This is a genomic window from Bacillus sp. 22190 (assembly GCF_052045575.1).
Taxonomy (GTDB): Bacteria; Bacillota; Bacilli; order Bacillales; family Bacillaceae; genus Bacillus; species Bacillus altitudinis.
The window spans coordinates 72,205-94,793 of the sequence record NZ_JBQEPF010000011.1; the positions used below are offsets into that span (position 1 = coordinate 72,205).

20 protein-coding genes and 1 pseudogene are annotated in these 22,589 nt (G+C 40.3%); 2 read left to right on the forward strand and 19 right to left on the reverse strand.

Annotation, left to right across the window (positions count from 1 at the left end; genetic code table 11):
* Nucleotides 1-142: 142 nt before the first annotated feature.
* From ACTJKA_RS14615 to ACTJKA_RS14635, 5 genes are all read right to left on the reverse strand, one after another.
* Nucleotides 143-1,246, reverse strand: a complete 1,104-nt coding sequence (locus ACTJKA_RS14615) for a threonine synthase (protein WP_440607819.1) — start codon at nt 1,244-1,246, stop codon at nt 143-145.
* A 72-nt stretch (nt 1,247-1,318) separates the two neighbouring features.
* Nucleotides 1,319-1,693 carry a RidA family protein gene (locus ACTJKA_RS14620; RefSeq protein ID WP_017367342.1) on the reverse strand — a complete coding sequence of 125 codons (375 nt, stop codon included), beginning with the start codon at nt 1,691-1,693 and terminating at the stop codon, nt 1,319-1,321.
* Between the two features lie 11 nt (nt 1,694-1,704).
* Nucleotides 1,705-2,355: a helix-turn-helix transcriptional regulator gene (locus ACTJKA_RS14625; protein ID WP_025207415.1), complete on the reverse strand. Its 651-nt coding sequence runs from the start codon at nt 2,353-2,355 to the stop codon at nt 1,705-1,707.
* Nucleotides 2,356-2,517: 162 nt separating this feature from the next.
* Nucleotides 2,518-3,198, reverse strand: coding sequence for a TetR/AcrR family transcriptional regulator (locus tag ACTJKA_RS14630; RefSeq protein ID WP_440607820.1), 681 nt, complete (start codon nt 3,196-3,198; stop codon nt 2,518-2,520).
* A 42-nt stretch (nt 3,199-3,240) separates the two neighbouring features.
* Entirely contained in the window at nt 3,241-4,410 is a 1,170-nt protein-coding gene (locus tag ACTJKA_RS14635; protein WP_035391902.1) for an FAD-dependent oxidoreductase, read from the reverse strand.
* Between the two features lie 256 nt (nt 4,411-4,666).
* Here ACTJKA_RS14635 and ACTJKA_RS14640 point away from each other — a divergent pair, with 256 nt between their 5' ends.
* A complete protein-coding gene (locus ACTJKA_RS14640) occupies nt 4,667-4,855 on the forward strand; it encodes a hypothetical protein (RefSeq protein WP_017359560.1) in 189 nt (62 codons plus the stop codon).
* Nucleotides 4,856-5,193: 338 nt separating this feature from the next.
* On the opposite strand, the pseudogene ACTJKA_RS14645 reads toward ACTJKA_RS14640, so the two are convergent.
* The 6 genes and pseudogenes from ACTJKA_RS14645 to ACTJKA_RS14670 all read right to left on the reverse strand — a co-directional run.
* Nucleotides 5,194-5,385 (reverse strand): annotated as a pseudogene (locus ACTJKA_RS14645) (cytidine deaminase); the annotation flags it as partial.
* 238 nt (nt 5,386-5,623) lie between these two features.
* The gene (locus tag ACTJKA_RS14650) at nt 5,624-6,550 is read right to left on the reverse strand and encodes an alpha/beta hydrolase fold domain-containing protein (protein ID WP_052320588.1); all 927 of its coding nucleotides are present in this window, start codon (nt 6,548-6,550) and stop codon (nt 5,624-5,626) included.
* A 26-nt stretch (nt 6,551-6,576) separates the two neighbouring features.
* The gene (locus tag ACTJKA_RS14655; protein ID WP_017367349.1) at nt 6,577-6,978 is read right to left on the reverse strand and encodes a MerR family transcriptional regulator; all 402 of its coding nucleotides are present in this window, start codon (nt 6,976-6,978) and stop codon (nt 6,577-6,579) included.
* A gap of 235 nt (nt 6,979-7,213) precedes the next feature.
* Nucleotides 7,214-8,689, reverse strand: a complete 1,476-nt coding sequence (locus ACTJKA_RS14660) for a glycoside hydrolase family 1 protein (protein ID WP_058213716.1) — start codon at nt 8,687-8,689, stop codon at nt 7,214-7,216.
* A 14-nt stretch (nt 8,690-8,703) separates the two neighbouring features.
* On the reverse strand, nt 8,704-10,596 hold the full coding sequence (locus tag ACTJKA_RS14665) for a beta-glucoside-specific PTS transporter subunit IIABC (protein ID WP_440607821.1): 1,893 nt from the start codon (nt 10,594-10,596) through the stop codon (nt 8,704-8,706).
* 118 nt (nt 10,597-10,714) lie between these two features.
* Nucleotides 10,715-11,557, reverse strand: a complete 843-nt coding sequence (locus ACTJKA_RS14670) for a PRD domain-containing protein (protein ID WP_008343748.1) — start codon at nt 11,555-11,557, stop codon at nt 10,715-10,717.
* Nucleotides 11,558-11,931: 374 nt separating this feature from the next.
* Between ACTJKA_RS14670 and ACTJKA_RS14675 the strand changes: the two genes are divergently transcribed.
* Nucleotides 11,932-12,240, forward strand: coding sequence for a DUF4870 domain-containing protein (locus tag ACTJKA_RS14675; protein ID WP_098680451.1), 309 nt, complete (start codon nt 11,932-11,934; stop codon nt 12,238-12,240).
* A gap of 54 nt (nt 12,241-12,294) precedes the next feature.
* Here ACTJKA_RS14675 and ACTJKA_RS14680 read toward each other — a convergent pair whose 3' ends face one another.
* From ACTJKA_RS14680 to ACTJKA_RS14715, 8 genes are all read right to left on the reverse strand, one after another.
* Complete coding sequence (locus ACTJKA_RS14680; protein WP_156061676.1) at nt 12,295-13,698, reverse strand: sensor histidine kinase; 1,404 nt, start codon at nt 13,696-13,698, stop codon at nt 12,295-12,297.
* 2 nt (nt 13,699-13,700) lie between these two features.
* Nucleotides 13,701-14,408 carry a response regulator transcription factor gene (locus tag ACTJKA_RS14685; protein WP_342468055.1) on the reverse strand — a complete coding sequence of 236 codons (708 nt, stop codon included), beginning with the start codon at nt 14,406-14,408 and terminating at the stop codon, nt 13,701-13,703.
* 131 nt (nt 14,409-14,539) lie between these two features.
* A complete protein-coding gene (locus tag ACTJKA_RS14690) occupies nt 14,540-15,805 on the reverse strand; it encodes a glycoside hydrolase family 30 beta sandwich domain-containing protein (protein WP_025207427.1) in 1,266 nt (421 codons plus the stop codon).
* Nucleotides 15,806-15,846: 41 nt separating this feature from the next.
* The gene (locus ACTJKA_RS14695) at nt 15,847-17,391 is read right to left on the reverse strand and encodes a glycoside hydrolase family 43 protein (RefSeq protein WP_212339158.1); all 1,545 of its coding nucleotides are present in this window, start codon (nt 17,389-17,391) and stop codon (nt 15,847-15,849) included.
* A gap of 229 nt (nt 17,392-17,620) precedes the next feature.
* The gene (locus tag ACTJKA_RS14700) at nt 17,621-19,081 is read right to left on the reverse strand and encodes a CoA-acylating methylmalonate-semialdehyde dehydrogenase (RefSeq protein WP_025207429.1); all 1,461 of its coding nucleotides are present in this window, start codon (nt 19,079-19,081) and stop codon (nt 17,621-17,623) included.
* 373 nt (nt 19,082-19,454) lie between these two features.
* A complete protein-coding gene (locus ACTJKA_RS14705) occupies nt 19,455-20,786 on the reverse strand; it encodes an alpha-glucosidase/alpha-galactosidase (RefSeq protein ID WP_007499268.1) in 1,332 nt (443 codons plus the stop codon).
* A gap of 31 nt (nt 20,787-20,817) precedes the next feature.
* Complete coding sequence (locus ACTJKA_RS14710; RefSeq protein WP_007499267.1) at nt 20,818-21,648, reverse strand: carbohydrate ABC transporter permease; 831 nt, start codon at nt 21,646-21,648, stop codon at nt 20,818-20,820.
* Complete coding sequence (locus ACTJKA_RS14715) at nt 21,648-22,580, reverse strand: carbohydrate ABC transporter permease (protein WP_116306933.1); 933 nt, start codon at nt 22,578-22,580, stop codon at nt 21,648-21,650. Before ACTJKA_RS14715 ends, ACTJKA_RS14710 begins: the two co-directional genes overlap by 1 nt.
* Nucleotides 22,581-22,589: the final 9 nt, after the last annotated feature.

A 22,589-nucleotide genomic window follows, 5' to 3' on the forward strand; every position in this document is an offset into this window, starting at 1 on the left:
GTGCTTCGAAATGAGTAAAATCCATTCCCACGAATCATTCCTCCGTTTTCAAATTGTGATGGTCAATGTATTCAACATTCGCAAATATTACTCCTGATTGATCCTATAATAGGACAACGAGGCACGCAACGGAGTCCTAAGGTTATTTTGATTTAATCCCTGCCCCACAAAGAGGGATGATAATGGTTTCTTCTGATTCCTTTTGATATTTCATGTAGCCAGCAAAATTGATGGCAGATGTCACTTCGACATAAAATCCTTTCTGACTCAGTTTAGAGCGTGCATGTATAATTTCTTCTTCTTCAATATCAATAAACGTACCATTCGTCTTGTATACAGCTTCTAAAATTTGTTTAGAACGCGCTGGGGCAGCAATAGCGATCCCTTCTGCTACAGTCCCTTTATTTGTGACAGGTGATGCTGATTCCTCCGCATGTTGAAAAGCTTTCACAAGTGGTGCGCAGTTCTTTGCTTGTATGGCAATAATTTTCGGTATTTTATGAATGAGACCATTTTCGAATAACTCTCTAAAGCCATAATACGCACCGAGCAGCAGAGTGCCGTTTCCAACCGGAATGATTAAAGCATCCGGTGCTCCTTTTAGTTGCTCATAGATTTCATAGGCGTATGTTTTTGTACCTTCGAAAAAATAAGGGTTATAGACATGGCTTGCATAAAAAACGTTTTCTTCGTCTACTGCCTTTTGGGCCGCAGCTGCAATGTCCTCTCGTGTACCATGAATTTCTTTAATCGTTGCCCCGTGGGCTTTTATTTGAGCGACTTTTTTAGGTGATGTTTGATCACTTAGATAGATGTCACAGGCAATACCACAACGCGCCGCATACGCAGCAATTGCCGTTCCTGCATTCCCGCTGCTATCAGCAATGACTTTTGTTACCCCTAATTCCTTAGCTTTTGTCATTAACACAGCTGCTCCACGGTCTTTAAATGATAGTGTAGGCATCATATAATCAACTTTTACATATGTGTTTGGCTCATTAGGATCTAGAACGATTAAAGGAGATTGGCCCTCGCCCATTGTCACAGTTTCCCACGTCTTAGAATCTTTTTGAAATGGCATGGTTTCAACATAACGCCATAATGAATTTGGATAGTGATCCCAAGCTGTGACGTCTATTTTCGGGGTATCTTTCACTAGATTGAATACTCCACCACAATCACATTTCCATAGAGTTGGTGTCATCTCATATTTTTCCCCGCAATGGTTACAAATTAATTGATTCATTCATCATCTACCCCTTTGAATATTTTTTTATATAAAATATAATTTTTTATATAGGGTGGTCAAAAAAATATTCTAAATATATGCAATGGCATCCATTTCAATTTTGAAACCAAAATGTAATTCATTCGTTGGTACAATCGTACGTGCTGGTTTATGTTCACCGAAAAATTCAGTATAAACCGCATCTACTTTGTCCCATAATTCAATATCTGAAATGTATAATGTCATGCGCAAAATCTTTTCTTTTTGACTTCCAGCAGCCTCTACAATCATCTCTACATTCTTAAGCGCTTGTAATGTCTCTTTTTCAATGGGGCCGAACTCTTTTTCTGTCGTTTCAGGATTGATAGCAAATTGTCCCGACACATAGACCGTGTTTTGATGAATGGTTGCGAATGCATAGTGTCCGTTTGATTTTAGATTTCCTACCTCGAGTATGCTTTCCATTTTGACACTCCTTACCTCGATTTATTTTTGATTTCATCCAAATAGCTATAGACCGTTACTTTGGAAATGCCTAACATAGATGCGACCTTCTCAACAGATCCTTTCATTAAAAAAATGCCCTTTTCATCCATGAATTTGATTAGTTCAATTTTTTCATGACGTTTCATAACTGGATGAACACTGTTTTGAATGATTTGTTGGATCAATTGATCTACTATTTCTTCCACATTTTCAAGATCATCATTTGATGTTGTTTCTTTTTCTTGAGCTTCCACTTGTGTAGAAAGAAATGTGTCCATAAATTGCTGCATTTGATTTAGTGCTTCAACATCAAAATTGATACAGAAAGCACCGATTACTTTTTGCTTTGAATCACGTATTAATGAAGTCGAAGAACGAATCGTACGCTTATCTTCTGTTACAAATGTATAACCAGCCAAATAATCTTCTTTAAAATCTTCTGATTGTAATACAGTCTTGACTAGATGATCAAATGATTGGCCTATTTCTCTTCCTGTCACATGGTTATTTACTGTAAACATGACAGATGCTTGAGGATTCGTTAAATCATGAATCACCACTTCACAATTTGTTCCAAACATTTTTGCAGTAGATTTTGCTAAAGGAATATAACTCTCTAATAACTTTTTAATATGTTCCACGCCTAAGCACCTCATTTTTTTATTCCACTAGATTATATAATTTTTTATATATAAAAACAATATATAGATTTATTTATATATCATAATGCTCACAAGATCACAAATATGAAAATCACCATATAAAAAAAGCAGCCATTGACTGCTTTTTGCTTGTGCTCCTTTCTAATTGTCTTCCTGCTGGATGCCATACAAAATGACGTCAATTCCCCATCGGAACCGTTTCATTGATACGGTATCACCTGCAAACATTTCTTCTTTTACATGATGAATGAAAGGAAACTGCGTTTTGTCTGCTTGAAGAAATGCTTTTTTTGTGTCTGTAATTTGTGAAGAGCCTTGTTTCTTCCAAGAGACCTTTTCGTATGCTACAGAAGATACGTATAACAGCAATAGGTCTACTCCCCATGCTGCGGATGTAGATTTGATCCCGCCTTCATGCAATGCAGCGAGAAGATGTTCGGTCAACTGAAGAAAGTTCGTTCCTTGTGGAATGGTGGAAAGAGAAATTTCAGCGAGACCAGGTTTTTCGAACAGCAGGAGGAAATAAGTATGCAATATGTCGAATAACTGTTCTTTCCATGTGCTATCCTTTGAATCTGGATAAACCATTTGTCCGAGACCATAATCCAATACGTAAGCACTGAGTTCTTGAACATTGTTCACGTAGACATACAAGGATGCAGGTCCCGTATCGAGTGCTTTAGCCACCTTACGCATACTCATGCCCTCTATCCCATGCTCCTTAAGAAGCTCATAGGCCGTTTTCACAATAAGCTCACGGCTTAAGGGTTGTTTAGCCGGCCGAGACCGGCGACTGATCATACGACGATTTGAATTGTTCATACTCTCTTTATAACATGTCAAAGTAAAATAGTAAATTGAGCATCAATTATCATCCTTTTGAAAAGAATTCATCATATTTGCAAGCTTGACCGCAGCGTCATTTGAAAAACACAGTTTTAAACTATTCTCCGATTCATGCGCTTTTTCCGATGAATATTCATACATCATGTCTTCGTATTCTTCAATCGCCTTTTCAATATGATGAGGATGTCGGACAATAGCAAGTGCTAGCTCCCTTGCATCAAACATCGCCATGTTCACACCCTCGCCTGCGAATGGCGACATGACGTGAGCTGCATCACCGATAAGCGTTACTCCTTTATGACGATTCCATTTGAAACCGACAGGAAGCGTATAAATCCGTCTTGGAATGATGGCATCTTCTGCATAACGAATATAATTTTTCAGCTGATCATCCCAATCACTAAATAACGCTAATAATTGTTCTTTTGCTTCTTTCGCTTGATGAAACGGTATACCACAAGTCTCGATCCAGTTGCGTTCTACCATAAGGCTTGCATACACTTTGATTCGGCCATCTCCGTTTAACTGCCCAATCAGTCCTTTGTGGTCTGCCAAAGCAAACATCTTACCTCGTTTATTAAATTCAGCTAAATCAGGGTGTTTCTCCTCTACGCTTAAGACATTCAGTTCTAGCATCGTGAGCCCAGAGTATTCAATCTCAATATCTGTTAACAGAGGACGCACACGAGAAAAAGCACCATCAGCCCCAATCAAAAGGTCAACTGTTTCGACAACTCCGTTTTCAAAATGAAGCTCTGTCATACCACTTTCTAATGAAACGCATCTTTCTAGTTTATACCCATATTTGATGGTTTCAGCATCAATTTGTTCTAACAGTAGTTCACATAACACACCACGATCAATTTCCGGGCGAGTACCTGTTTGATCTGATTCCGTTTCTTCATCTAAATAAATTCTTCCTGATTTATCAAGTAATCGGAAATCTTCCCCTTCATAGCGGGCGTTCTTTTGAAATTTCTCATAAACTTCTGCTTCTTTTAAGGCTTTTTGACCTGTTTCTTCGTGAATATCCAGTGAGCCGCCTCGTTCAAGGCTCTTGTCATGCATCTCCCGTTCATAAATGGTTGTTTGTATACCGTAATTTTGCAAAATTAAGGCGAGTGTTAGTCCCCCAGGTCCTCCTCCAATGATAGCGATTTGCTTTTGATTCTTAGATAATGACGTCATCTTCTGCATCTCCTCATCCCTTTGTGGAAATCGTTTTAAATTCCATTTCATTTATATTATAACGAACATCGTTCGTAAAGAACAGTGTTCGTTTAAAATCGTTTGTTGTACGATTTTGTTTTCATGAAAAGAAACCCATCGCCCACCCTCATATGATACACTCCATCTAGGAAGGTTAAAGGTTGTCGAATCATAACAATGATACTTAGATCAGTAGGTCTCCAGTGTTCTCACTCTAAGTGTAAGAGGTGTTTCTATGAATAAATTGTTTGCCATGTTGATATTAGGATTAGGCTTTAGTGGTGCCGCACTTATTCTTTCTATCCCTTTGTTATTCAAAGTCAAACCAGAGCAAACTGAGCTGGTGTTTGCTGCTGGATCAGCGGGCGCTTTCGCAGTATTTGCGGCCTCATGCCTAGTGCTTCGAAAGCAATTCAATCGCTAAAAAACCTAAACAAATATCCACCATTATAACAATGGAGATGTGTTTAGGTTTTTGTGATTTACCAGGGAATCTATTTATCCAAAACAAAGAGACTGCTGAAATATATCACGATATGCACTCTAAACGAATCACTAGCTTTGGCATAATAGACATCAATGCGAAAATCTTTGATTCCTCGTATCACAAAAGGTCCATTAAACGCATATTGTTTTGTGATATAATCTTGAGTCAAAGACAAGCGCTAAGAGAAAATGAACTTGCTGAATGGACATCATGACTGTGAAAATTTCTAAAGAAATGATAGGGTGATAGCGATGAGAAGACTTGAGTCTGGTACATCAGTTTCGAGTATATTTGAGCGGAATGAGTTCTTCGATTTTCACCTTGACCAGCTCCCCATCCATATCAAGGATGACAAAACATGTTGGTCCAAAGTCTGAAATGAGCTCTCGGCAGATGCCGCAAGGGCTGACTACCCTAATTCTTCTATCTTTTTCATCTGAATAAGGGTGTCTCACTGCAACAATAGATCAAACGTTTTCATTTCGTTCCCCTTTCGCCTCACTGCTCGTATGTATTATGACAAACATGAGGTGATGAACTGAACTTCACTCTCCTTTACTAACCAGCTAAAAGACCGTTTAATCTGTAGTGAATTGCCATTTTGAATGTATTTCATATTCAATTGAAAAAGGCTGCTTTCAAGTAAGCAACCTTTTCCCTTATTTACATCAGAACATTTACCCTTTCTAGGTGTGAACTGAATCCCTATCGATTGATCACTTGAATGATTTTCTTCAGAGCATCTGCCGCTTCTGGAATTGGCATGACAACAAACACATGCAGCATTTCAGGATAAACAAAGGTTTTGATGTCTATTCCTTGTGCTGTTAATTTTTCATCAAGCTTGATGGCATCTGGATATAACATATCATGTGTTCCAATGAAATGAGTGATCTTCGCTAGTCCTTTGAAGTCGCCGTATATGGGACTGATCAATGGATCTGTGAGACTTTGATCAGCTGCCCACAATTTTGTGATGACTTCCATTCCTTCATGACCTAGAATCGGGTCCTTTTTTGCATATTCAAAAATGAGAGGGTTGCTCATACTCATATCAACACACGCAGATAGTAACACGATATCCTTTGGCTGCGGCAGATCTTCCTTCTTTAAAAGATGCGCAAGACCAAGTGAGATGTTTCCGCCAGCTGAATCTCCCATGATCGTCAATTGATTGGCACTTCCGGCAGTTTTCAGAAGGTCTTTATATAGGTTAAGCATTTTCGGATATGTATCCTGGTTGCTATAATGAGGTACTTTTGGGTAAATAGGAGCGACTACTTTCGCACCTAGTGATTGCGCCATTTTATCCATGAACCACCAATGGACATTCAAAGGCTGATTTGTCCACGCGCCACCATGTAGATAGAGAATGACTTTTTGATTTTGTGATGATTGTTCATTCAATGTGAAAACTTGCATGCCTTCGAAAGTCTGCTCTTGTACCTCACTGATTAACTTCACACCCTCCCCAATGGCATAAGGCTGTGTATTTTCATTTCCTTTTTGCTCAAGAAATTTTTTTGTCTGTTCGATACTGGAAAAACTCTCTTTATTACTTTGCGAAGCGAATAATGTTTCAAATTGAATACTTTCTTTAGAACGTTCACCATGATACATTTCTACACTCATTTTTTTCTCTCCTTCACCCAATAGGTTTATTGATCATCCTGCTTCGGAACACGAAATGATTCCAGGTAGACTTGTACTTTTTTCTCAGGGGTTTTTAATAAGTTAGATAAAAGGTCTTGAATGAGACGAAGGCTTTTAATTTTCTTTTCAATTTCTTCATGTTTAAGATGGACAATTTGTCTTAGGGTATCAAGGTCTATGTCTTGACTTAGCATGTCCATAATTTCAGCTATTTCTTTTAATGAATAACCGAGCGTTTTCGCATCTTTGATCAATTGAATTTTCACAACATAGTCGTCTGTATAGAATCTGTAACCGTTTGAACGTCGTCTTGGAGCAGGTAATATGTTGTGCTCTTCATAGTAACGAATTGCGGCAGGACTTACTCCTGTTTTTTTGGCAAGTTCTCCTCTAGTCATCAACTCCATCGTTACTCCTTTTTTATTATTTTGTTTTACTATATGTACATTATAAAGGTTGAACTATACTTCAAGGTCAAGGTGAAACATTTTTCGGCCAACTTTTGTTATCAAATGATTGTAGCAAAGAGATCTCTAGCGCTTGCTATGACATAATTGAGGTTACTTTTCGGTAAACAAAAAAACACCATCGTACCCGGCCAATTAAGGCGGATGCAATGGTGTCATCATCATTCTATCTGGATTATGATAAATCTTCCCCATTTGTTGCAATCACTTTTTTGTACCAGTAGAAGGAATCTTTTTTGTAACGATTTAATGTCCCATTCCCTCTGTCGTCTTGATCTACATAGATCAAACCATAGCGTTTACTCATTTGAGATGTTCCGCAGCTAATTAAGTCAATACAACCCCATGGTGTATACCCCATTAAGTCGACACCTTCTTTGACTGCTTCTTTCATCTGTTCAATATGTTGTTTTAAATAATCAATTCGATAATCGTCGTGAATTTCTCTGTCTGGTGTCAATGTATCTCTTGCGCCAAGTCCGTTTTCACAAACAAATAAAGGTTTTTGGTATCTGTCATACAGTTTAATTAATGAAATGCGCAGACCCATTGGATCAATTGGCCAATCCCATTGTGATAACTCCAAATGCTCATTTTTGATCGGACTATCAAATGTACCCGCTAGCTCGGCTGCATCTTCTCGGGCTTCTGCTACGTGGGACATATAGTAGCTGATCGCCACAAAATCAACGATGCCCTCTTTCAAAATTTGCTCATCCTGCTCTTCGATATCAAGTTTGATGTCGTTGTCAGCAAAATATTTCACCATGTATGTTGGATATTCACCTCTAGCTTGAACATCCGGATAGAACATATTCAATTGGTTCGATTTTACCGCTTGCAGCTGGTCCTCTGGTTTCGTTGTTTTTGCATAGGCTTCAATTTGGTTTATCATACAGCCAATTTGGACATTTGGAATGATTTCTTTTGCAGCCTTCACAGTGAGAGCGCTGGCGATAAATTGATGATGTGATGCTTGATACGCAGCCTGTAATTTATGGTCTACTAGGTCCTCTAAAATTCCAGCACCGGTGTAAAGGCTGTTGAGGTTCATATTCATTTCATTGAATGTAATCCAATACTTCACTTTATTTTTATATCTTTCTAAAATGGCACGGGCATATTTTTCAAACAACGGGACAAGTTCTCTACTCATCCAGCCATTATATTTCTCTGTTAAAGTAATCGGCATTTCATAGTGAGACATCGTGACTAACGGTTCAATTCCATATTTCGCACACTCATCAAATACGTTATCGTAAAAAGCCAATCCTTCTTCGTTCGGCTTGTCTTCTAAACCAGTTGGAAAGATTCTTGCCCATGAAATAGACAAGCGAAACACTTTAAAGCCCATCTCTGCAAATAGTGCAATATCCTCTTCATATCGATGGTAAAAATCGATTCCGCGTCTTTTCGGGAAATCAAATTCATCGGGTTGTTCCTTGTATCTTGTTAATTCAGCTGAACTCACATCGAAAGTAAAGTTGTTCACTTTTCCTTTTTCATAAGGATCTTTATATGCAGCAAAGTCTGATGTCGACAGGCCCTTGCCACCTTCTAAGTATGCGCCCTCTATTTGATTGGCAGCAGTTGCGCCACCCCATAAAAAATCATCTGAAAATCCTTTTTTTAATTCTTTCATTTCAATCATCCCTTCTCTTTATATTAGTGAATAAGCATTAAGAGCTTATTTTGACCTGCGGTGACATGAGCGTCACCTGTATGAATCACATCAAGGTATTGCGTTGAATTTGTGACGATAATAGGTGTCACTACATCTAAATGGTTTGATTGAATGCCTTCTATATCAAACGATAATAAATGATCCCCCGTCTTTATCTTATCGCCCTCTTTTACCAGTACATCAAAGAATTGGCCGTTTAGGCTGACCGTATCAATCCCCACGTGGATCAATAATTCAATCCCATCATCTGAAACGAGTCCGATGGCATGTTTAGTAGGTGTAACAGTCACTACTTTTCCTGAGAACGGTGCTTGTACCACCCCCTTATCAGGCAAAATTGCGACTCCCTTCCCCATCATTTCACTTGAGAACACGGAATCATTCACTTCAGATAAAGGAATGACCTTTCCACTCATAGGTGCTTGAACTTCATAAGGGTTTGTTTGCTTAGACATTTGTTGATTCTCTGTACTCTCAGTGTGATTTGGCTTTTCTGCAGCTTGCTCATTAAAAGCCGTGACAGACTCCTGAAATCCAAGGAGAATGGTGATGAGAAGTGACACGATGAAGCTAAGGGCGATTCCAATCAGAGCCAGCTGAAAATTATTTGTCCCTTTCATAATGTAAGTTGGCAGTGAAGTAATGCCTGGGATCGAAAAGGCTGTCGTTTTAACTGAAAATAAACCGTAAAAACATCCACCGACTGCGCCGCCAATTAATGAAGCATAAAAAGGTTTTTTTAGTCTAAGTGTGACTCCATAAATGGCTGGTTCTGTGATCCCGAAGAAACTAGGAAGCAATGTTGAAAGTGCTAAAGACCTTGTTTCTACCCGCTTGGTGCGGATGATGACACCTAACACAGCGCCTGCTTGTGCCATATTCGCAATGAAATTCATCGGAAGCAGCATGATATCGTAACCCACTTTTTCAAAGCTGGCTAACGTGCTTGGGAAGAATGCGTAATGCATTCCAGTTAACACAATGAGTGGCATAAGGCCCCCCATTAATAAACCGGCAATCGGACCAGCGAAATTGAACAAAGAAGTGAAAAAGATTTCTAAATATTGCCCAGAAACGTTCCCAATAGGAGCGATAAAAGCCAGTGTAAGAGGAGCCGTGATCATCAGGCTCAGTACCGGTGTAAATACGATACTTAAAGATTTTGGGATCGCTTTTGTTATCCACTTATCGACAAAACTTAGTAATAGCACACCTAAAATAATTGGTAATACAGAAGATGTGTAATTATTTAGTGGAATACTTAACCCTAATAAATTTAACGGATCTGCTCCTTTTGCTGCACCTTCGATTATCGTTGGATATAGTAAAATCCCTGCTAATGCGAGCGCAAGAGATTCTCGCGTTTTAAATTTCTTCGCTGCCGAATAAGCAATGAGGAAAGGTAAAAAGTAAAAGACAGCATTTGAAAAAATTTGAAGTACTTGATAGGTAGAACTTGTCTCCGTCAGCCAGCCTAAGCTAACGAACAGTGCCATGATTCCTTTGATCAATCCACTACCAACAATCGCTGGCAAAATAGGTGTGAAAATCCCGCTGATCACATCGAATACGACTTCAATTGGGTTCATCTTTGACGTGTTTTTAACAGGAGCAGAATCATTGCTACTATGACCGGCCAGATGATCGATTTCCTCATAAACCTCTGCTACCTTTGCTCCAATAATGACTTGGAACTGTCCACTTTGGAATTGAGCACCTAAAACACCATCTAATGTTTTCAGCTCATCTACTTTTACCTGACTTTCATCGTTGAGATTAAATCTTAGCCGTGTGATACAATGCCAACTTTGAGATATATTTTCGGTTCCACCGATTAATTTCACAATTTTTCCAGCCAATTCTTTGTTTTCCATGCTTTCACCCCTTCATTTTCACAAAAAAAACCTAAACAAAATCCACCATAGAAAAGATCATTCTTTCTCATGGAGATTTGTTTAGGTTAATGCTTTTTCATAACACGCCTAAAAGAAATCATTTATTTTTTTGGTGTTCCTTTGTGATTCTCTCAATATGGATGACTAAAAAAACAAGTTCGTCTTCTGTCACATTCCAATTGAATTCTCGTTTTAACATTTCTTTGATGATCAATCCGCAGGCATAACTCTTCATATAACGATCCTGTATTAATTCTTTTAACGAGTCATCCATCTGCTGCGGTGGTTGGTTGGTTTCCTGCCTGACAATAAAATATCTCAAGTGGGTAATAAACCTCGAATAATTAATGGATGATTTATCCAATATCATCTCGAAAATATTTTGAATGATTTTGACGATTTCTTTCGTCAGGTGAGTCATCTTAATGGTGTCTCCCATAGACTGACCATCTATTTGAGCGTTTACAAAATGCAGGGCAATGAGTGAAGCTTCAGTATCTTCAAAAGAAATGCCCATCATCTTTTGAATAATTGTCAGTGCTTTTTTCCCGACTTGATATTCTTGAAAATAGAGATGTGGAATTTCCCACACAATGGGGTTTTCATACGCCATTTTTTCTTCGTGCCTTTGAATAGCGAAGGTGAGATGATCGGATAGCGAAAAGAGCGCGCTGGAACCTAACTTCTTATTCAACATCTCTTCGCCTACGCGAATGATTTTTTCAGTTAATAAAAGGATATCAGTTGGGATAGCGGCAAGTTGAGATTCTAATGGAGACGTCTGATCAGAATAAAATGTCTTACTGACAGCGCTCTCATCAAGTGTATCACCTTTCTTCTTTTTAAAACCTATTCCTGTTCCAAACACAACGACTTCATTTTGAGCCTCTGTTAGAGCTAATACGATATTATTATTTAAAACTTTAACGACGGTGAACATCCTCATCCCACCTTACCTAAAATGCTAAAAAAAGCATAAAAAAACACCAAAATCTCAGCAAACAACGTACAAATGTACAATCTGTTTACCTGACTTGGTGGTGCCTGATCATATCAGTAACACTCCTGCATCGGTTACGACTTTATTTTAAATAGAGGAATGACCAAAGTCAACTATTTTTTTCTGAAAAAATAGATTGAAATACCCAGAATCATTTTATCTTTCCTTGTCTTTTTAAAGTTTAACATATTTAAGGTTGCTGTAAGGTTCGGATTAATACAAGTTAAGGTTGAGGTTGTACAATGGGTTTGTAAGGAATTGAGGGATGAGTCAAATGGTCCCCTCTTCTAAATCAATCATAGAGGTGAAAAGCTTTGAGAGAAAATAAAATTTTGTCTTCATTATGTTACTTCAGTATCTTTTTTGCACCGTTTCTATTTCCGATTATCGTTTATTTCTTAGGAAAAGACGAAGTGAAATACCATGCGAAAAAATCACTATGGACACATATTATTCCTTATTTGATTTTCGGTCTTGGTATTGCCGGTTCAGGTATACTTGGCATGAACGATATCAGTCATGCTGGTCCGTTCTTAATTGCAACGTATGCTGTGACATTCCTTGTGGCGATCTACTTCTTCATTTGGAACATTGTGAAAGGCATAAAAGTGTTTTCAGAATAAGAGTTAGAAAAAACGGTTCTGTGATTGAGCAGAACCGTTTTTTTGTATGTCCGTTTAAGCGGGTAATTGGATATCAATCGTTGTTCCTTCTCCTATCATACTTTGTATTGTAATATCTCCCCCGTGTTTTTGGATGATATCTTTTGCAATCGCCATTCCAAGACCTGAGCCTGCATGTGTCCCTCCAGTATTCGTCCCTCTATAGTAGCGGTCAAACACTTTTTCTAGCTCTGCCTCTTCAATTCCTTTGCCGTTGTCTTGAATGGTGATGTGGGTATGTTCTTTTTGTTCAAGCTGTACAATGATTTTCACATCAGCATCATTGTGAACAAGGGCATTTAAAATGAGATTGGTGACCGCTCTTCGTATGAGGATCGTATCAATATTTAGCATAAGCTTGTCTACATTCGTTTGCAGCTCAATGGTCTGATCTGCATATCTCGAATCGTTGAGGATATCAATTAACGTTTCACGCAGCAATGGCACAATGTTCACCAGTTCTTTATGCAACATCACGTCGTTATTTTTCAGCCTTGTTGTTAAATTGAGATCCTCCATCACATCTTTGATGTACAATGATTTATTCTCTATGATGCTGGCATAATGTCTAATGTCTTGATTTGAAAGAGGATAATTTGGATCTTTTATGATTTCTGCATAGCCTTGAATAGAGGATAATGGTGTTTTAATATCATGAGAAATATGACTGATCCACTCTTCTCGCATTTGCTCTAATTTGTCTTTTTCTTTTTGGCTTGAAGCGAGCTGCTCTGATAAGTGATTGACATTATAGAACACATCTTTATATATCCCCTTCGTTGGCAGCTTCGTCGTATAATCTCCGTTTGCGAGCCTCTGGATGCCATAAATGGCACGGCCGAGCGGTTTGATGAGTTGCCGGCTGAATAAGTATCCAATGAATAAGGCAATGATGGCATCAATCGATAATAAAATCATCGTCCCGATATTGAATTGCGATATTAATTCTTTCGTATCAAAAGAAAATAAATATTTTCCGATGGAAGGGTCCTTAAATCCGATGAAGTAGCTGTATTCCTTACCCTTTCCATTTTTCCCTCCAGCATAGATCGTCGACATCAATTGCTTATCTTTATATTTATGTAAGTTTACAATTTCTATAGGTGTGTATTTGCTCTTTAAGCCTTTAGGTGCTAGTGCATGATAGACGTCTTGTCCATTTTCGTCTAATATTTGAATCCACGCATTTTGTTGTTTTAAAGCTTGCTGTCCTTCTTTACTCACAGTGATATCTTGATCAGACAAGGTGATGTATTGTTCAAATGTTCTTGTGAAGGTTTCCGGCGTATTTTCTTCGTTTTGCTGACTGCTTGCTTGTAGTACAAGCCATATCATGAATCCAAATAAGTTAATAAAGACCGTGATAATGGTCACGATAATGACAGAGACCATGTATCTGCCTGTTAATCGCCATTTCATCTTTACGCATCCTTTACAACAAATTTATAGCCAAGCCCTTTGACCGTCACGAGAAATTCTGGTGTAGATGGGGAATTTTCTATTTTTTCCCGAAGTCTTCGTATATGAACCATTACCGTATTATCAGAACCGAAGAAATCCTCTCCCCAAACCGTTTGATAAAGCGTTTCTTTACTGATGACGCGATTCGGATGCTGCAAGAAATAAGTCATCAACATAAGTTCTTTCGGTGTGAGTTCAATTGCCGCTCCGTTTTTCGTCAGTTCGGCTTGCTGCTCGTTTAACTCAAATGGTCCTTTTTTGATCACGGGCTCCGCTTGAGAAGGCTGTAAGTAGGATGACCGTCTTAGCTGGGCTTTTACCCGGTAGGCGACTTCTTTTGGACTGAACGGTTTTGTAATGTAATCATCGCCGCCAATGGCAAGTCCTACAATTTTGTCTGATTCCTCTCCCTTTGCTGATAAAAAGATAATCGGAACATGTGAGACATCTCTGATTTGTTTGCAAATATCGTAGCCTTCTCCGTCTGGCAACATAATATCCAGTATGACGAGATCTGGTTGTTCTTGATGAAATTGCGTGAGCCCATCACGGGCAGTTGAAGCTGTTAACACCTGGTCAATGCCTTCTCTTGTTAATACGGTATGGATTAATTCTAAAATTTCTTTTTCGTCATCTATAATCAATACTTTGCTTTGAACCTTTGGCATAATGATCACTCTCCTGAAGTCATTGTTATTATTATACCCAAAGTGTTGACGTCGTGAAAAATCAACTTTCTATTTACACAGAAAAAAGCCAATTTTCTTTTTTAATGAGAAAATTGGCTTTTCGTGTTTCTCTAGCGTTTGACCACAAATGTTGTCACACTTTGAGCAGGGAGATGAGCCCAAAATTGATTTCCTGATATGTTTAAGTCAGTTCCAGGTTGAAGGTTGCTGCTGCCGCTCGTCACCCATCTAGACGCCTGAGAAACAGAGCCATTTTGCACGACGAAGTGTTGATTGACCCCTGCATTGTTTTTATTAATCGCCACAATGACGACCTGATTGTTTCCTTTATAAGCTGAGACGAAAACATTTGATTCAGGGCTTTTCGTTGCATCAATTCTGACGTACCCTGGACGCACAAACTTGGAGAAATGCGCCATGTTGTATCCGCGCTTGCTAATCATTCCATCTTCTTTCATAGGACCGTATGATCTCCGGATGTACCACCACACATACGCCTGAAAGTCCCCTTCCACCATTGAATGGTGAATATGCTCTGATACCCCTAATGCCTCAGGCCAGCGGTCCGCTGAATTGTTATCACTATTCGGGTAGTAGACCTCTGTCATCCATAGCTCTTTCCCTGCCCCTTTTTGTTTGAAAAGAGGGTACGGAAGCTGGCTAATTTGGGTTCCGTATAGATGAGCGCCGAGAATGTCCATATTCCTTAGCGCCTGCGGATCGTTTAAGATAGGATCTGAGATATTCTTAAGGTATTGAAACGATTCTGGTGCAATCACACGTGCATTAATGGAGCCGGCATTTTCTCTCATGAATCGCAGGATTTCCTGAGGTGTCCACCATGTCCATTCATGCGCATAATCAGGCTCGTTTTGTACAGAAATGGCATAAAGATTGACTCCGTTGTTTTTCATGTAAGTGACAAAATCATTCAGATGCTGAGCATATGCTGCGTATTGATTGTATTTAAGCCGCTTGGCAGGTGATCCATTCCGGTTAAATGTTTCAACCATACTGCTTGGAGGATTCCAAGGGGAAGCAATGACTAGAGCACCATGCTCGATCGCTCGTTTGGCCGTCGCGACTTCTCTGCTCCAATTGTTTCTGTTTTCGTCTACATAAATTCTAAGAATGGAAAACCCTAACTGATTTTGTCCATTGCCAAAGGCGGTTTCCCTTTGTGGTGCTGTCAAATCACCAATCCAAGCTGGATGGTTCATTCCGCCAAAACCACGAATCACTTGTCTTTCTGCATTAAGGTTAATGTTTGCGTCAGCTGCTGATACTTCAGCTACTCCGGGGCCTATGAACATGACAGACAGCATGGTGAAACACACCAATAAAGCAAGCATTGGTTTTTTTATACATGACATCAAATTTCCCACTCCTCTATCAAACATTTAAGCACCTTTATTCGCTACCTTTGAGTAAACTGCCAAGAATCAAATTGGAATAGATTTCCCCCGCCAGTTCCGGTAAAGACAAAAAATACGTTGTGCACTCCGGATGCGCCGTTAATCGATGTTTCTATTTCCCGCCAGTTTTGTGTTCCACCGGTGGAAGGAACATCAAGTGTACCGACCAGTCTGCCGTTTGCGCTGCCAAGGCGTACTTCTATTTTCCCGCCTACTGTCGATGCGACATTGGCTTTAAATGTTCTAGCGCCATTTGAACCAAAGTCTACATTCCCTAAAGCCACCCAATCGCCATTTTGAATATTGGTGACATGCTGGTTATTCACTGGTCCTCCTGGTGCTGACGAGGCTTCTGTCAAAATGCGTCCATTCCAAGCGAATGTTTCAGCTTCAACACGTTGATATGGATTCAGATTAGATAGCTGTTTCACCCCTTCATAATTGGCTGCTACTTCTCGAAGGGAGCCATCTGCATTATGCACAAGCTTGTTAATATGTGGAGAGCGATAGCCTTTGCCGCTTCCGTATAATGCAGAGCTAACGGTTTGCGTATGATACACCACATACCACTCATTTTTAAAATTGAACACCGCATGATGGTTGTTACCGCCGCCACCAAAAAAAGCACCCGGATTTTTCAGAAAGTGTCCTTTATACGTGAAGGGTCCCATCGGACTTGAGCTCGTCATATAGCCGATTTCACCAGGTGGTTTATCAGCAGGATGTGAGCCGCCAAAATTGATGCAATAGGAATAGTAATAGGTACCGTTATACTTATGCATCCCTGAATCTTCAAACATAAAAGGAGCATCAATGGTGGATGCGATACTGGCCACACTTGTCATATCAGCACCTAGCTTCAGGACTCTTGCTGTTTTAGGATTTGCCCATTGTCCCTGCGTTGGATTGGAACCGCCTGGAACGCCACCGCCGGCATATAGATAACCAGTACCGTCATCATCTACAAATACGGCCGGATCAAAAAGCCATACAACTCCAGACATGCCAGGTGTACTTGGCGTAACGAGTGGTTTTCCAATCGGATCAGTCCATGGGCCGATCGGGCTGTCTGCTGTAAGGACTCCAATCCCTCCGCCGCTGTTAGCGAAATAAAGGAAAAATTTATCCTTTCCATTGATCTTCTTTACCGCTGCTGATGGGGCCCATGATGCGCCTGCCCATTTGGCAATGCCTCTGCCGCCATTTGCCCCATTTGCTCCCGCTACTGGAATCGCTCCGTGATCGGTCCAGTTGACCATATCCGCCGAAGAGATGACGAATACTCTATTCAGATTTGCAAATGAATTGTCCTTAATTGTTCCGTTGCTTTGATATTCATAGTCATCACTCGACATATAAAGGTACACTCTTCCGTTATAGGTAAGCGCAAACGGGTCTGCTCCTAAGTGATGATCAATGAGCGGGTTTGCATTTCCTACTTGCTTGGCAATTGGTGTGCTTGCCGCATGAGCTTCATATACTGGCAAACAACTCAGTACCAAAGTGAAGATCAATAAACAAACGCTACACTTCATCCTCGTCCTCATCCTCATCGTGTCATTTCCTCCTGTTTTCATCTTCCTGATATTGGGGTTTAGGCCCAATTTCAAATTATGTTGATGTTTCGTGATGAAGAATGAATACAAAGAATGATTTCTCCCTGTGAATCCTTGTAAAGAGTGCGATGAAAACCCTTACTTTTTAACTAGAAGACAACAAAAAAATGCAGTCTCCATGATGGAGCTGCATTCTTCCTCAATGTTCAATAAATGTAGACTACATATAACGAGCGGTCACCATTTTCTTTCTCGTGTAAAACTCTACTCCATCTGTCCCATTGGCGTGCAAGTCTCCGTAGAAGGAGTCTTTCCAGCCGGAAAATGGGAAGAAAGCCATTGGAGCAGGGACACCAATGTTAATGCCTAACATGCCGGCTTCGATGTTTTCACGAAATTCTCTTATGCTTGAAGCGCTGTCTGTGTATAGGCAGGCACCGTTTGCGAATTTTGATTGATTGGACAGGTCGATTGCTTCTGCGAGTGATGAGACACGGACAATGGATAAGACTGGGGCAAAAATCTCGTCCTGCCAGATTTTCATTTGATTTGTGACATGATCAAAGATCGTTGGTCCGACAAAATACCCTTCTCCATTTGTTTCGTTATCTTGTCTGCCATCACGAATCAGGCTTGCGCCTTCTTCAATTCCTGATTGAATATATTGAAGAGTTCGTTCTTTATGCTCTTTCCGAATGACTGGTCCGAGAAAGACATCTTTATTTATTCCGTTTCCGATGACAAGCTGGTTGGATTCATCGACCAATTGTTGAATCAAGTCGTCCGCCACGTCTTCTTCCACTGCGACAACGGCTGCTGCCATACAGCGTTCACCTGCTGATCCAAAAGCAGCGCCAATGATTTGTTTTGTTGCTGATTCTAAATCAGCATCTTTCAAGACGATAGAGTGATTTTTTGCACCGGCAAGTGCTTGTACACGTTTACCATGTGATGTCCCTTTTTTATAGACGTATTCTGCGACTGGCTGAGAGCCGACAAACGAAATGGCTTTTACCTTTTCATGTTCAAGAAGACCGTTTACTACATCGTGAGCGCCATTGACAATGTTGAGCACACCTTTTGGAAGTCCCGCTTCTTCAAATAGTTCTGCTAACCGTGCAGCAAGGATTGGCGTCCGTTCTGAAGGCTTTAAAACAAATGTATTTCCGCAAGCGATGGCAAGCGGGAACATCCAGCATGGGACCATCATCGGAAAGTTAAACGGGGTAATGCCGCCGATGACGCCAATTGGGTAGCGGTACATGCCAGACTCTAGACCAGTCGCAATATCAGGTAGTTGTTTCCCCATCATTAAGGTTGGTGCACCAGCGGCAAATTCCACACATTCAATTCCTCGCTGCACCTCTCCTTTTGCTTCTGTTACACTTTTTCCGTTTTCCAGCGTGACGAGTTCAGCTAACTCATCCCATTTCTCAACGAGTAACTGTTGGTATTTAAATAAGATACGTGCGCGCCGGGGAACAGCTGTTTTAGACCAAGTGGTGAACGCTTCTTGTGCAGCTTGGACTGCATGTTCTACATCCGTTTTTGTTGAAAGTGGTACTTCTGCGATGACTTCGCCAGTAGCTGGATTATAAACAGCTTCCGTTTGGTTCGTTTCGGCGTCCACCCATTGTCCGCCAATATAATTTTTCAACGTTTGTACATCTGTTTTGGTCATGTTCCCTCTCTCCTCTTTGTTTGGATTGTGATGCAGTCGTGTGTTGATTTATCGTCATTGTCTCATCTAAGGGGTCTTCATCTGTATACACTCTTTGTCAAATGAAACCACAGTTTTGCTTTACGTTCTGATAAAACATGTGAAGTCTATACCTTTCAGCTTCTTTGGTTCCGCAGATCTGTCCCCCTTTTAGGTCGTTTTGTCTGTGTGTCATGTGGCATGATCATGTTAATTAATTGATGATATGTTTTTGGTTAACTGTTGGTTAACTTTAGAAAAATCATAATATTAAAAACGCTTTCAGTCAATGATCAGTTTGTTGATTTAAAAAAACCTGATGCCAGGTGCATCAGGCTAAGACCGTTTATTTTAGTTATTTAGAAGAAATTGCGTATTGACTCGGCTCTGTATAAGCCGGGAGCATCTCCCCGTGTGCTTCAATTAATTCATTACATAGTTTGATGGTGTCATCAATTGATAATTCAGCACTTGTATGCGGGTCTAATAATGCCGCTTGGTAAATGTGTTCTTTTTTGCCGCTGATTGCAGCTTCAATCGTCATGAGCTGTGAGCTGATATTGGTCCGGTTGAGTCCTGCCAATTGTTCAGGTATCTCTCCGATATAACATGGCATGATACCGCTCCGGTCGGCGACACACGGTACTTCTACACAGGCTTTTTCAGGAAGATTGTGAATGAGTCCACCTGTGTTCAGTACATTTCCACCAAATTTAAAGGGAACGTTCGTTTCAATCGCTTCAATGATACGTGAACCATATTCTTTAGAGCGCGTATGTGTGATCTGTGTGTTTCCCACAAGGTCATGCTTCATCGTATTCCAATTGTTGATTTGTTCCTCGCAGCGTCTTGGATATTCATCGAGCGGAATGTTAAACTGTCCAATCAGTTCTGGATAACGAGATTTGATAAAATACGGATGATATTCTGCATTGTGCTCTGAGGATTCGGTGACATAGTAGCCGAATTTATCCATTAGTTCAAAACGAACCATATCTGGATGCCGTGTTTTTTGTTTTTCTTTTGCTCTTGCTTTGATTTCTGGATACAAGTCTTGACCGTCCCGTTTCACTTCTAATAACCATGCCATGTGATTAATGCCGGCAATTTTTTCTTCAATGCCTTCATGGTCCATTTCAAGTGATTGAAATAAATCTTTCGTACACACCTGTACGCTATGGCAAAGACCAACCGTTTGAACCCGAGTATAACGCAGCATAGCGCCAGTCAGTGTGGCCATTGGATTCGTGTAATTTAATAATAAGGCGTGTGGACATACTTCTTCCATATCCTTTGCGAAGTCCAGCATCACGGGAATGGTTCGAAGTGAACGGAAAATACCGCCGATGCCAACCGTATCCGCAATCGTTTGTCTTAATCCATATTTTTTTGGAATCTCAAAATCAATAACAGTGCTTGGCTGATAGCCTCCCACCTGGATGGCATTGATGACATATTTCGCATTCTTTAAGGCTTCTTTCCGGTTGTGATACGACTGAATTGTCACATGTGCACCGTAGTTCTCTTTTAAGTGACGCAGCATTGTTTCTGATTCTTTCAGCCGGTTATGGTCGATATCATATAACGCAAATTCAAAGCCGGCAAGTGCGGGAACGAACAGACAATCTCCTAATATATTTTTAGCAAACACGGTACTTCCTGCACCGATAAATGTAATTTTAGACATAGACGACACTCCTTTTTACATCAAGGTTGGATTACCCTTTAACAGAGCCTTGAGACAGCCCTGCGATAAAGTATTTTTGCAAAAGTAAAAACATCGTGACCATTGGCAGCATCGCAATAAGAGCAGCGGCGCCAACTAGCTGGAGCTGGTGTTGATTTTGACCAAAGAAATTGGATAAGGCGACTGTCAGTGTATGCATCTCTTTATCTTGCAAGAAGAAGATGGCAAATTGATAGTCGTTCCAAATATACACACAGGCAATGATTAAAACAGAAGCGGTAATCGGCTTCAGCAGCGGAAAAACGACGGTGAAAAAGACTCTAAGTGTTCCCGCGCCATCAATACGAGCGGCTTCTTCAAGCTCCTTTGGAATCGTCGACCGGATAAAACCGGCATATAGAAAAATCGTCAGTGGCAAAAAAGCAGCAACATTGTTTAAAATAGCGATTTGATAAGTATTCATCATGCCAATTTGTACAACCATTTTGTATAAAGGGACAAGGGCTGTGAGCGGCGGTATGACCATAATGGCAATGAATAAGAGATACACCGCTTGATTCAGCTTTGTTCCTCTTCTTGCGAGTGGATAGGCGGCAAGTGATCCAAAGATAATGAGTAGGGCAGCCGAGCTGAACGTAATGATCACTGTATTCAAAAAGGACTGGCCAAGCTGAGCATCTGTCCATGCCATCAGAAAGTTTTCAAAATGAAGCGTTGATGGGAACAACCATTTTGAGCTAAAATCTCCTATCCCCTTTAGAGAGGTCGTGACTAAAATATAAAATGGAATCAGGTGCAGCAATGTGATCAAAAGGGCGAGTAAGGAGTACCATCTTTTCTTTCGTTTATAGGCGTTATCCATCACACCTCGGTCTCCTTTCGTTTGAAATAAATGAGCGCTGCGACACTAACGACAAGGATGATGACAGCCATGAAGACACCTTGCGTCGCTGCATAGCCTGCATCCTGCCGTTTGAAATACAGATCGTACATAAAAGTCGACATCGATTGCGAGGAATCTCCGGGTCCTCCGCCAGTGAGGGCGACAATGACATCAAATAATTTAAGTCCACCGATCACATTGAGCACAACATTGATGGTGATAGATGGCATTAAAAGCGGTAATGTGATTCGCCAAAATTGCTGAAGACCTGAAGCTCCGTCGAGTTGTGCTGCTTCATAATAATCTTTAGGTATGCTTTGGAGTCCTGCTAAATAAATGATCATGGCAATCCCGACGAATTGATACGTATTCACAAACACAATGATCCAAGTGTTTAGCTGCGGATTACCAAGTGCGTTCATTGGATCAAATCCAAAAAAGGTAACAACGTCGTTTAAAGCACCACCTTGGTACGCAAAGACAAAATACCAAATATAGCCCATAGCAATCGGGCTGATCATGACGGGTAGATAGATCACGGTTCTTGTGATGGCTCTCATTTTTAAACTTTGATTTAATAAGAGTGCATATCCAAGACCAATCATATTTTGTAAGATGGTGCTCCCGATGCCGTAAAGAAGGGTATTTTTCACAACAAGCCATGTAGTTGGATCTTGCAGCAATCGTTTGTATTGATCCAGTCCGATCCACTCATACTGTTGTGAGAAACCGTTCCAATTTGTAAAAGAGAGCTGAATCCCGTTAAAAAAGGGATAAATGATAAAGGCACTGACAACGAGAACAGCAGGCAGATACATCCACCAAAGTGAAGAATTTTGGCTATTTTTCATCTTCTGTTTTGGAAAAGAGGTAAATGTCGCCGCCTGGTTTTCTTTTGTGATGTCACTCATTGGCTTCAC

What these genes read in the sequence shown, in the direction of transcription:
- ACTJKA_RS14660 (WP_058213716.1), bottom strand. Translation starts at nt 8,689, where the DNA reads ATGATTGAAATGAAAGAATTAAAAAAAGGATTTTCAGATGATTTTTTA.
- ACTJKA_RS14620 (WP_017367342.1), bottom strand. Translation starts at nt 1,693, where the DNA reads ATGGAAAGCATACTCGAGGTAGGAAATCTAAAATCAAACGGACACTAT.
- ACTJKA_RS14710 (WP_007499267.1), bottom strand. Translation starts at nt 21,648, where the DNA reads ATGGATAACGCCTATAAACGAAAGAAAAGATGGTACTCCTTACTCGCC.
- ACTJKA_RS14665 (WP_440607821.1), bottom strand. Translation starts at nt 10,596, where the DNA reads ATGGAAAACAAAGAATTGGCTGGAAAAATTGTGAAATTAATCGGTGGA.
- ACTJKA_RS14655 (WP_017367349.1), bottom strand. Translation starts at nt 6,978, where the DNA reads ATGGAGTTGATGACTAGAGGAGAACTTGCCAAAAAAACAGGAGTAAGT.
- ACTJKA_RS14630 (WP_440607820.1), bottom strand. Translation starts at nt 3,198, where the DNA reads ATGAACAATTCAAATCGTCGTATGATCAGTCGCCGGTCTCGGCCGGCT.
- ACTJKA_RS14715 (WP_116306933.1), bottom strand. Translation starts at nt 22,580, where the DNA reads ATGAGTGACATCACAAAAGAAAACCAGGCGGCGACATTTACCTCTTTT.
- ACTJKA_RS14640 (WP_017359560.1), top strand. Translation starts at nt 4,667, where the DNA reads ATGAATAAATTGTTTGCCATGTTGATATTAGGATTAGGCTTTAGTGGT.
- ACTJKA_RS14700 (WP_025207429.1), bottom strand. Translation starts at nt 19,081, where the DNA reads ATGACCAAAACAGATGTACAAACGTTGAAAAATTATATTGGCGGACAA.
- ACTJKA_RS14695 (WP_212339158.1), bottom strand. Translation starts at nt 17,391, where the DNA reads ATGAGGACGAGGATGAAGTGTAGCGTTTGTTTATTGATCTTCACTTTG.
- ACTJKA_RS14705 (WP_007499268.1), bottom strand. Translation starts at nt 20,786, where the DNA reads ATGTCTAAAATTACATTTATCGGTGCAGGAAGTACCGTGTTTGCTAAA.
- ACTJKA_RS14685 (WP_342468055.1), bottom strand. Translation starts at nt 14,408, where the DNA reads ATGCCAAAGGTTCAAAGCAAAGTATTGATTATAGATGACGAAAAAGAA.
- ACTJKA_RS14650 (WP_052320588.1), bottom strand. Translation starts at nt 6,550, where the DNA reads ATGAGTGTAGAAATGTATCATGGTGAACGTTCTAAAGAAAGTATTCAA.
- ACTJKA_RS14615 (WP_440607819.1), bottom strand. Translation starts at nt 1,246, where the DNA reads ATGAATCAATTAATTTGTAACCATTGCGGGGAAAAATATGAGATGACA.
- ACTJKA_RS14670 (WP_008343748.1), bottom strand. Translation starts at nt 11,557, where the DNA reads ATGTTCACCGTCGTTAAAGTTTTAAATAATAATATCGTATTAGCTCTA.
- ACTJKA_RS14680 (WP_156061676.1), bottom strand. Translation starts at nt 13,698, where the DNA reads ATGAAATGGCGATTAACAGGCAGATACATGGTCTCTGTCATTATCGTG.
- ACTJKA_RS14635 (WP_035391902.1), bottom strand. Translation starts at nt 4,410, where the DNA reads ATGACGTCATTATCTAAGAATCAAAAGCAAATCGCTATCATTGGAGGA.